The following is a 12,278-nucleotide window of genomic DNA, read 5'->3' on the forward strand; positions in this document are numbered from 1 at the left end:
TATAAAGTTAATCTTATGGCATCACTCCAGAGATCTTTTCAGTACCAGGGCAGTATTGATTGGCTGCCGTTTAATGAGATCATTCTTGAAGTGCATTTTCCCCAGTATGCGCATACTATTGTCCGGGAAGTTTTGACCCACGTGAATGAGGTAGTGAAAAGAGAACCGGCAGGCATCAAGCAGCTATCTGCTGTTCAGTTGCTAGGGCAAAGTGAGTATCATGTACCAGTACCTTTCTCTTTACTCCATGACGAGTCACCTGATCTGTTATATCCATTTTTGATCTATCATAAAGTTGAAAGATTACGGGCACAGAACCTGACAAATTTTATCTCAACAGTAAAGTATTTATATAAGGATGAGTATAACAATGAGCTTGGTCAGCAGCAATTCGATGTCATTTATGGTTTGAAAGCCACTGGATGGCTGAACATGAAAAGCATTCGGGATAATCTGAGCCAGGTTACACAACAGCTCATGTCGTTGAATAACGTAAACTTGCAGGAAGTTCAAAGAGCATTAGAAAGTGAAAAGAACAAGCTTTTTCTTATCAATAAATCTGCTTATGATCAGCTGCTAGAGCAGATTAGACGCCTTGCTGAGGGAGACAATAATGATTTGTATTTGCTCCATATCATTGAAGGAACAGTAAATTTGAGTGCCAGGCAACCAAGACTTACCAAGATGGACTCCTATCTGCAGCGATGGGTTTATAGTATATTATCAGAAAGTGGAATTGCAAATGAAAAGCAGAAAGAGGTTCTTGAATTAATCAAGGATAACTTTAATTCACTGTTTGATTTTCCTATATCAGTGCCTGAAATTAAGACTATAGAGATTGAAGGCACATTTGTAGTAATCTCTGATAGTACTATTTCTGAGAATGATTTAGGATTCTATGATTTAGTAATAGAGTACACACAGAAGAATGGCCTACCTAAAATCATTCGCTATGATTGGGCTACTAATGATAGTAGCCTAACTGATAACAGCATTAACTTTTCGTTTTTAGATTCTCAACCTGTTGTTGTAAATAGTATAGCCAACCACGTATCTGTAAAAGTTAAAGGTTTTGATGGTTCTTTACTATGGCATCGGGTGTACAATGCAACAGACCCAATATTACAGGCGCTAGAGATTGAAGTTCAGGCATATGGTCCTAATGTAATGAGTGGTATACCGGCTACCCCTACCCGCGGTAAACAAGGAAAAAGGCTACGCGGTAAGGTGATTCAGCTTGGCAATAAATATGATCTGAATGAGCTCACTATTGTAGTGCAGGCACAGAAAGAAGTGAGTGGAAGTTGGAGAATTGTGGGGGCAGCACAAACAGATAAATCCGGCAATTTTTCATTAGACTATCCTTATGGGATATATACCGCAGCCCAGGCTTTAGTATCCTTAATGCCCAATAGTCCGGCTGATCTTGAAATTGATGCCAATAGTACAACTAATGAAAGTATATCCAATGACTTTATCTACCTGTTATTGCAAGATGATCAGGTAGTAGAGCCAGAGCAAGAGGAAGATAGGTTCAAGGAGGAAGAGTGTGATTGCGAGAAGCCAACTAAAGCGAAACGGTTGCCTGACCAGGCTGATTTAATTGCCTCCGATGAATATACACAAGATATCGGAGGAACTTGCCTTAACTTATCTACACCAAACCGAACTTTACGGGAATACAGTTACAATGCCATTGTCAGAATTTCTGACCCTGATGTTGCCAATTATGTGCTCAAGAAAAATGCTCAAGGAGATAACATAACCTATACTTTAGAAGGCGGACAACAGAAATTAGAACGCCGAATTGTAGACTTGGACAATCGGATCTATTGGGAAGATGCTCCGGACGCCAAGAGTAATTTATCATTCTATCAGGCAGTCACAGTAGCTACAGGTCATATCCTGTATTACAAATCAGTTTTCAAAGCGGATGGCTATTCTTTAGGCGACTTAGTGTATTCTTTGCCGCTGGCGCCCGGACAGAAAAAACAAATTGTTGTGTTTGAGTCATCCCACTCCCTACAGGGCGCGGAAACGCAAAGCCTTACACAAGGCGAACGGCTCTCAGCAGAGTTACTCAACGAGCGCATCATTACCGATCAGATAAGTGGTGGCATCAGTGAGGACATAAGCGGAAGGAGTTCCGCTTCAACAGCCGGAGTCTCGGCCGGATTAGGAGTAGGGGTTTCTTATGGAGGCATAGGCGGCTCTTTGGGCGTGGCCGGAGGCTACTCCAACTCAAAATCCTCAGCATCACAGAATAGTGAAAGAAATATATCGCAGTTTTTTGGCGAAAAACTCCGGCAGTCAATCATGCAGAATGCAGAAAGCTTCAGGGCCTTAAATGCTTCTGTAGTAACAACAGTTACTGAAGGGCAGAACTATGGAGTTACCAGTGAAGTAGTAGCTAATCACAATCATTGCCATTCCCTAACTATGATGTATTTTGAGGTGCTAAGGCATTACGCTATTTTTCAGGAGCTATCCCATGTAGAAGAATGTGTCTTTGTCCCTTTGCTATTAACTCACTTCACAACAGAAAATATACATAAGTGGAAAGATGTGCTAGCGCAACACTTATTGCCAGTACATTCAAGTACCTATCTGCAACCCTTTCAACAAGTATTCAAAGGGAGAAGTCATCCGTTACTGAAAGCCTTTGATGCCAATGAACGCATAAAGACTGATTGGACAAGAGTAGATTTTCCGGCAGAAAATGAGACTTATGCCGATGGAATGATCACTCAGATCAGAGGCAGCTTTGATATGGAAGTTAATATCCAACGACCCAAGACGCGCTATGATCGGATTAAATCACTGCCCATCATAACACAAACGATAACAAGGGAAGAACTTGATGTGGAAGGCACAATTAAAAAAAATGTGACCGCTGCCTTGGCCGGACCATTTGCTCCTTTTTTAATAGGCTCGGAAACCCGAACAGTTCAGCAACAAGTGCAGGTAGCAGGACAGATCTTTGACCAATTCATGACCTTAGATGCTAATTATGCCTCAGTACCCCCTTCAAAATGCATTCGAGTAATTAACTTTCACTCGCCAAGCATACCCCTACCCTTTGGATTAGGCACTTTCAATCCTGCCGGAGAAGAGTTTTTCGACGGGGGCCATATGGACAGACAATTATGGGAAGCCTATGCTAAAATATTAGACTATACAGATGCGAATGGCGTATTTGATATGCTTACATACTATTTCAGTGGAAGGTTAATTGCTGAATGGGATGAGATATTCTTCAACGACATCTTGCCTTTAGTATTTGCAAAACTAGTGGATTCTATTTCCATTCACTGGGATCGGGTAAGAACAGAAACGATTAGCGGTGTCGAGACCTTAGTTCATTCGGGAGATGGATTTAGTCTTGACTTTTCAACCAACTTACGCTATACAGGAGGGAACAAGAAAATAACAGTAAATTTTTCATCACAGGGAGAGGTGGGTAAGAAAAGATCAGCATTACCTTTATATATTAGTGTTTCATCCTCGAACTCTGATGCAATAGCAATAAAGAACCATATAAGGCTCAATATTGGCAGGGTAAGTATTGATTATGACACCGCAAATTTTCATGGTTCCTTATTCAGAGGATATGTTAATGATGATTTACTGGATGGAACAAATCTCTATATCCCCCTAAATGCAAGAGACAAAACAAATCCACGAAAAGAAGATCGCTACATTGTAAGTCAACTCATAGAACACCTTAACAGCAATCTTGAACATTACAATAAAGTACTTTGGTATAGATTGGACCCTGACAGGCGATTTATGCTATTGGATGGCTTTCATATTCAACTCTACAACTCGTTTGGCCTTCCAGCAGGGTATAAAAGTTTAGCTTCTGTTGTAAAAAATGAGTTAATCACAATAACAGGCAACTCAATGGTTTTCCCTGTTGCCGGCGGGTATAAAGTAAGCAGAAGCTACATAATAGAAGAATCTGATGAAGGCTTGCAGGAAATATCTTTGATGGATTACTATAAGCCACCCACTCCAACTCCACCTTATAGAATAAGTGTACCCACAAGAGGCGTATTTATGGAAGCCATTCAAGGCTCCTGTGATGCTTGTGAGATGGTAAAGGAGAACTCTTCACAGGATTGGGATAAATTCAGGACAGAAGAGCCTACGCCTATCTCGCCCGTAGTTACTCCAACCCCTACCATCACAGAATACAAACCCCAATACAAAGATTTTGCCCCACCAATGGTCAACATCCAGAATGCACCTGAAACACCTGCCCCGGCAGCAGGATTAAGTCAATTAGCAGAACTCTTAGGCAAATCAGAAGCATTTAGAGACATAACAGGTTTGCAAGGAAATCAGCGCAATGTGATGGAGACCTATCTATCCAATCAAGCGAATGCAAAAGCCTTTGCAGAGATGGCCAAAAGCCTGGCCACACAGCAGCACAATACAACCAACTCAGAAGATTTATCCAGAAGAATGCAGGAGGCAAGGCAAAGAGATGCTATCAGTGAGGAAGATTATCAAGATCTGACACGCCAGCATTTACAACAGCAGATAGACGGAGGAGAAAGTTTAAGAGAAAGGGCACGCACAGAAAGAGAAAGCAGTCAGCCGTCATTAATGCCTACTGCAGCTGAAGCTGCAAGTCAGGGGCAAACAGTTCATGCAGAAAGAACCACTGCAGATGGTACTAATGAATCTGTCAGCATTAGCGGGAGACAACAAAGTGACTTTAGTATTAACATTGAACATCAAGTTACTCCATTACGACAACCAGACGATATGTCTTGTTGGGCAACTGCAGCTACTATAATGGTAAATTGGAAGAACGGTAGTAGCTTACAAATAGAGGAAGTACTCAGAAATGCTGGGACTAATTTAACTCCTTCAAATGAAGATTACTATGTTCAAATGTTTACGTCTGGTAGTGGATTAGCAGCAAGTGAAAAAGAGGAATTTATAGCTGCTTTAGGAATGATTAGCCAGGCACCCGCAAGTTATCCTGTAGAACTATATGTAGGATGGCTACGCAGTTACGGCCCTCTTTGGATTACCACTGATGATGACCTAGGATCTGGTTTCTCACCCCATGCAAGAATATTATTCAAAATACAAAGCGATGATTTAGGCAATCTAAATGAAACATGGTTTCATTTTATAGATCCTACTGTAGATGAACCAATTAGAGAAACGTTTATTCAATTTATGCAGCGATTCGAACAAATGGCTAGAGATATCGATCCTGAAGCATCTCTATTCATACAAGTAGTTCATTTTCGACAAAGACTTGCAGTTGGCGAAGGAGGTGATGGAGATGAAGCCGGGCATCGTGAATTGTATAGGAATACTAGCATTGGTGATGAACTGAGACCTGGAGATACTGTTCAAGGCCATCCTGTAGATATTGCTAGCCAAAGAGTCAGATTGGGCGGTAGAAGCTATCAACTTAGGAGAAGAACACAATGGGGTATCATTTATGGCGGTCGCAATCCAGATAACTATAGACAAGTATTAGAAGAGGAAGCAACGCGATACCGAGCAACTGGCGAAACAACCGGTGAATTCAAAGCGTTGGCTACTTTAGGCTTTGAAGCTGTAATAGCCCATGAAGGTAACGTTACAGCAATTAACACTTGGGATAATCAAGACTTTACATGGGGTGCTGGTTTTGCACCTCACCGCTTGAATAACATGCTGCAATTTTTAGCTGATAACCCAGAAAGTATTGCTGATATTTTAACCAGGATACCATGGCTAAGAGGCAATCGGTTTAATCATGATTTATTCCTTAGAGGCCGTGAACATTTAGACATTGAGAGTTTTCATCTGTTAACCCAAAACATTGAAAGGAATAATGAATTTATCTCACAACTTTTAAGAGCACAAGCACGGTATTTTGCTGAAAACGAAGTATTAAACAGAGCCAACACAGCTGCAAGGCAAGTTATGGCAGCCGAAATCGCAAGAAATACGGTTGCTGCGGTGATCGGAATTGCTGGTTACTTGAATCACGGACGGCCTGCCTATGCTCAGATTCCCGTTGAAATGTTAAATGTGGCAATTGCAAGGGGTGAGTCCAACTATTCAAAACAAGTTGCTCTCCTATTTAAAATTTATTTGCAGAGAGTAAATCAATCAGCAGTTCGAATGGAGCCTGAAGTTCGATTAGAACTTATATGGGACACTTTATCTGCAAGAATACCAAATAAAATAAAAGCATTTAATGAAGTAATGAAGAATAGTGGTTTTCCTGATTTTGAATTTGACTTTAGTGCGTGTAATGAAGTCCTTCCATGTATCAAACCGGATTATAATATGGAAGAATTAAATAGAAGATCAGCTATGTTGATGTATCAGCAAACAAGTGATGAGCCTGCAAGTCCTATTTTATCAATTAATTATGACACGCCCAATCCAAGTATCAGAAGGTACAGGGGGTATTATAACCTAGGAGATCCAGTAAGTGTACCTGAGGAATAGCAGACCTTTCTATTTATTGAACCGCCTATCATATAAAGTTAATCTTATGGCATCACTCCAGAGATCTTTTCAGTACCAGGGCAGTATTGATTGGCTGCCGTTTAATGAGATCATTCTTGAAGTGCATTTTCCCCAGTATGCGCATACTATTGTCCGGGAAGTTTTGACCCACGTGAATGAGGTAGTGAAAAGAGAACCGGCAGGCATCAAGCAGCTATCTGCTGTTCAGTTGCTAGGGCAAAGTGAGTATCATGTACCAGTACCTTTCTCTTTACTCCATGACGAGTCACCTGATCTGTTATATCCATTTTTGATCTATCATAAAGTTGAAAGATTACGGGCACAGAACCTGACAAATTTTATCTCAACAGTAAAGTATTTATATAAGGATGAGTATAACAATGAGCTTGGTCAGCAGCAATTCGATGTCATTTATGGTTTGAAAGCCACTGGATGGCTGAACATGAAAAGCATTCGGGATAATCTGAGCCAGGTTACACAACAGCTCATGTCGTTGAATAACGTAAACTTGCAGGAAGTTCAAAGAGCATTAGAAAGTGAAAAGAACAAGCTTTTTCTTATCAATAAATCTGCTTATGATCAGCTGCTAGAGCAGATTAGACGCCTTGCTGAGGGAGACAATAATGATTTGTATTTGCTCCATATCATTGAAGGAACAGTAAATTTGAGTGCCAGGCAACCAAGACTTACCAAGATGGACTCCTATCTGCAGCGATGGGTTTATAGTATATTATCAGAAAGTGGAATTGCAAATGAAAAGCAGAAAGAGGTTCTTGAATTAATCAAGGATAACTTTAATTCACTGTTTGATTTTCCTATATCAGTGCCTGAAATTAAGACTATAGAGATTGAAGGCACATTTGTAGTAATCTCTGATAGTACTATTTCTGAGAATGATTTAGGATTCTATGATTTAGTAATAGAGTACACACAGAAGAATGGCCTACCTAAAATCATTCGCTATGATTGGGCTACTAATGATAGTAGCCTAACTGATAACAGCATTAACTTTTCGTTTTTAGATTCTCAACCTGTTGTTGTAAATAGTATAGCCAACCACGTATCTGTAAAAGTTAAAGGTTTTGATGGTTCTTTACTATGGCATCGGGTGTACAATGCAACAGACCCAATATTACAGGCGCTAGAGATTGAAGTTCAGGCATATGGTCCTAATGTAATGAGTGGTATACCGGCTACCCCTACCCGCGGTAAACAAGGAAAAAGGCTACGCGGTAAGGTGATTCAGCTTGGCAATAAATATGATCTGAATGAGCTCACTATTGTAGTGCAGGCACAGAAAGAAGTGAGTGGAAGTTGGAGAATTGTGGGGGCAGCACAAACAGATAAATCCGGCAATTTTTCATTAGACTATCCTTATGGGATATATACCGCAGCCCAGGCTTTAGTATCCTTAATGCCCAATAGTCCGGCTGATCTTGAAATTGATGCCAATAGTACAACTAATGAAAGTATATCCAATGACTTTATCTACCTGTTATTGCAAGATGATCAGGTAGTAGAGCCAGAGCAAGAGGAAGATAGGTTCAAGGAGGAAGAGTGTGATTGCGAGAAGCCAACTAAAGCGAAACGGTTGCCTGACCAGGCTGATTTAATTGCCTCCGATGAATATACACAAGATATCGGAGGAACTTGCCTTAACTTATCTACACCAAACCGAACTTTACGGGAATACAGTTACAATGCCATTGTCAGAATTTCTGACCCTGATGTTGCCAATTATGTGCTCAAGAAAAATGCTCAAGGAGATAACATAACCTATACTTTAGAAGGCGGACAACAGAAATTAGAACGCCGAATTGTAGACTTGGACAATCGGATCTATTGGGAAGATGCTCCGGACGCCAAGAGTAATTTATCATTCTATCAGGCAGTCACAGTAGCTACAGGTCATATCCTGTATTACAAATCAGTTTTCAAAGCGGATGGCTATTCTTTAGGCGACTTAGTGTATTCTTTGCCGCTGGCGCCCGGACAGAAAAAACAAATTGTTGTGTTTGAGTCATCCCACTCCCTACAGGGCGCGGAAACGCAAAGCCTTACACAAGGCGAACGGCTCTCAGCAGAGTTACTCAACGAGCGCATCATTACCGATCAGATAAGTGGTGGCATCAGTGAGGACATAAGCGGAAGGAGTTCCGCTTCAACAGCCGGAGTCTCGGCCGGATTAGGAGTAGGGGTTTCTTATGGAGGCATAGGCGGCTCTTTGGGCGTGGCCGGAGGCTACTCCAACTCAAAATCCTCAGCATCACAGAATAGTGAAAGAAATATATCGCAGTTTTTTGGCGAAAAACTCCGGCAGTCAATCATGCAGAATGCAGAAAGCTTCAGGGCCTTAAATGCTTCTGTAGTAACAACAGTTACTGAAGGGCAGAACTATGGAGTTACCAGTGAAGTAGTAGCTAATCACAATCATTGCCATTCCCTAACTATGATGTATTTTGAGGTGCTAAGGCATTACGCTATTTTTCAGGAGCTATCCCATGTAGAAGAATGTGTCTTTGTCCCTTTGCTATTAACTCACTTCACAACAGAAAATATACATAAGTGGAAAGATGTGCTAGCGCAACACTTATTGCCAGTACATTCAAGTACCTATCTGCAACCCTTTCAACAAGTATTCAAAGGGAGAAGTCATCCGTTACTGAAAGCCTTTGATGCCAATGAACGCATAAAGACTGATTGGACAAGAGTAGATTTTCCGGCAGAAAATGAGACTTATGCCGATGGAATGATCACTCAGATCAGAGGCAGCTTTGATATGGAAGTTAATATCCAACGACCCAAGACGCGCTATGATCGGATTAAATCACTGCCCATCATAACACAAACGATAACAAGGGAAGAACTTGATGTGGAAGGCACAATTAAAAAAAATGTGACCGCTGCCTTGGCCGGACCATTTGCTCCTTTTTTAATAGGCTCGGAAACCCGAACAGTTCAGCAACAAGTGCAGGTAGCAGGACAGATCTTTGACCAATTCATGACCTTAGATGCTAATTATGCCTCAGTACCCCCTTCAAAATGCATTCGAGTAATTAACTTTCACTCGCCAAGCATACCCCTACCCTTTGGATTAGGCACTTTCAATCCTGCCGGAGAAGAGTTTTTCGACGGGGGCCATATGGACAGACAATTATGGGAAGCCTATGCTAAAATATTAGACTATACAGATGCGAATGGCGTATTTGATATGCTTACATACTATTTCAGTGGAAGGTTAATTGCTGAATGGGATGAGATATTCTTCAACGACATCTTGCCTTTAGTATTTGCAAAACTAGTGGATTCTATTTCCATTCACTGGGATCGGGTAAGAACAGAAACGATTAGCGGTGTCGAGACCTTAGTTCATTCGGGAGATGGATTTAGTCTTGACTTTTCAACCAACTTACGCTATACAGGAGGGAACAAGAAAATAACAGTAAATTTTTCATCACAGGGAGAGGTGGGTAAGAAAAGATCAGCATTACCTTTATATATTAGTGTTTCATCCTCGAACTCTGATGCAATAGCAATAAAGAACCATATAAGGCTCAATATTGGCAGGGTAAGTATTGATTATGACACCGCAAATTTTCATGGTTCCTTATTCAGAGGATATGTTAATGATGATTTACTGGATGGAACAAATCTCTATATCCCCCTAAATGCAAGAGACAAAACAAATCCACGAAAAGAAGATCGCTACATTGTAAGTCAACTCATAGAACACCTTAACAGCAATCTTGAACATTACAATAAAGTACTTTGGTATAGATTGGACCCTGACAGGCGATTTATGCTATTGGATGGCTTTCATATTCAACTCTACAACTCGTTTGGCCTTCCAGCAGGGTATAAAAGTTTAGCTTCTGTTGTAAAAAATGAGTTAATCACAATAACAGGCAACTCAATGGTTTTCCCTGTTGCCGGCGGGTATAAAGTAAGCAGAAGCTACATAATAGAAGAATCTGATGAAGGCTTGCAGGAAATATCTTTGATGGATTACTATAAGCCACCCACTCCAACTCCACCTTATAGAATAAGTGTACCCACAAGAGGCGTATTTATGGAAGCCATTCAAGGCTCCTGTGATGCTTGTGAGATGGTAAAGGAGAACTCTTCACAGGATTGGGATAAATTCAGGACAGAAGAGCCTACGCCTATCTCGCCCGTAGTTACTCCAACCCCTACCATCACAGAATACAAACCCCAATACAAAGATTTTGCCCCACCAATGGTCAACATCCAGAATGCACCTGAAACACCTGCCCCGGCAGCAGGATTAAGTCAATTAGCAGAACTCTTAGGCAAATCAGAAGCATTTAGAGACATAACAGGTTTGCAAGGAAATCAGCGCAATGTGATGGAGACCTATCTATCCAATCAAGCGAATGCAAAAGCCTTTGCAGAGATGGCCAAAAGCCTGGCCACACAGCAGCACAATACAACCAACTCAGAAGATTTATCCAGAAGAATGCAGGAGGCAAGGCAAAGAGATGCTATCAGTGAGGAAGATTATCAAGATCTGACACGCCAGCATTTACAACAGCAGATAGACGGAGGAGAAAGTTTAAGAGAAAGGGCACGCACAGAAAGAGAAAGCAGTCAGCCGTCATTAATGCCTACTGCAGCTGAAGCTGCAAGTCAGGGGCAAACAGTTCATGCAGAAAGAACCACTGCAGATGGTACTAATGAATCTGTCAGCATTAGTGGCGACACAACAGAAGGACAAACCAGAAGGAGATGGATGGATGGTGTACCTGCAGATATGGTAGCATTTAAGAGTAACATTGCAAGAGTAGCCTCCTCCGAATATAATTTCTGGCATACTGGTGGTCCCCATCCTGGGGAAGCATATTGGGAAACAGATAGCCATGTGCAACCAAGGTTAATTGACTATTGGATGTCGGCTTATGCAGTTAATGCAACGAACGGGGTTGTGCCAAGCAATCCATTAACAAGAGAACAAGCACTTGCTAAAATAGCTGCACGCGAAGCATGGAGTGCAGCATTTATTTGCTACATAATTAGAACAAACGGTATCACTAATAATGACGTATTCTTACGATCAATTCGTCATGTTAATTTTATAAGAAATGCAAAATTAAGCAGAGATACCAGAGCCTTTAACAATCCTTTTTGGGCGGTTAGAATAAATGAATATGCCCCTCAACTAGGAGATATTGTATGCCGTTCGAATAATAGTTCTGGAATAACATATGATACAATTGGAAGGGTACACAGCGGACATTCACATACCGATATTATTACTGAAGTGAATCAATCCGAAAATTATATTATTGTAATTGGTGGCAATTTAGAGTATGAAGAAATATGGGCACAATGGGATAGCTCACAGAATAGATGGATTAATAGATTCAATAGGCCAGACTCTGTTAGAATAAATAGGGTAACTCAAAGATTTAACACCGGTGAAGAGATTCCCTATGGTGTTGACAGAGAAAATGTTTCAGTTGGAAAGAGAAAAATTTATCTAACGCAAGATGGTAAGATAGATCTATCTAAGAATTGGGAAGTATTTAATAATGTGCAATCTGATAACCCTAATCAAAGAGTTCAATTTGTCGGACCACAAACCGAATATTTTGCAATAATAAAAATTAGAACCAATCAACAAGTAGAATAGGTAAATTCTAATTACAAAAAAATGATAGCGACACAGTAATGGACCAGCGTTAAATGCACTGTAACATTGAACACCATAATGGCACGAGCAGTGTTACTGAAGGCCACATCGAGAACGACAAAGTTTACGTACACCC

Annotated in this window: 2 protein-coding genes; both read left to right on the forward strand. The window is 40.8% G+C overall.

Going from position 1 to position 12,278, the window contains the following annotated elements; genetic code table 11:
• Window positions 1-15: 15 nt before the first annotated feature.
• Window positions 16-6,471: a papain-like cysteine protease family protein gene (locus EXU57_RS15935; protein ID WP_133269232.1), complete on the forward strand. Its 6,456-nt coding sequence runs from the start codon at window positions 16-18 to the stop codon at window positions 6,469-6,471.
• A gap of 46 nt (window positions 6,472-6,517) precedes the next feature.
• Window positions 6,518-12,142 carry a DUF2272 domain-containing protein gene (locus tag EXU57_RS15940; RefSeq protein WP_133269233.1) on the forward strand — a complete coding sequence of 1,875 codons (5,625 nt, stop codon included), beginning with the start codon at window positions 6,518-6,520 and terminating at the stop codon, window positions 12,140-12,142.
• Window positions 12,143-12,278: the final 136 nt, after the last annotated feature.

Source organism: Segetibacter sp. 3557_3 (assembly GCF_004354985.1).
Taxonomy (GTDB): Bacteria; Bacteroidota; Bacteroidia; order Chitinophagales; family Chitinophagaceae; genus Segetibacter.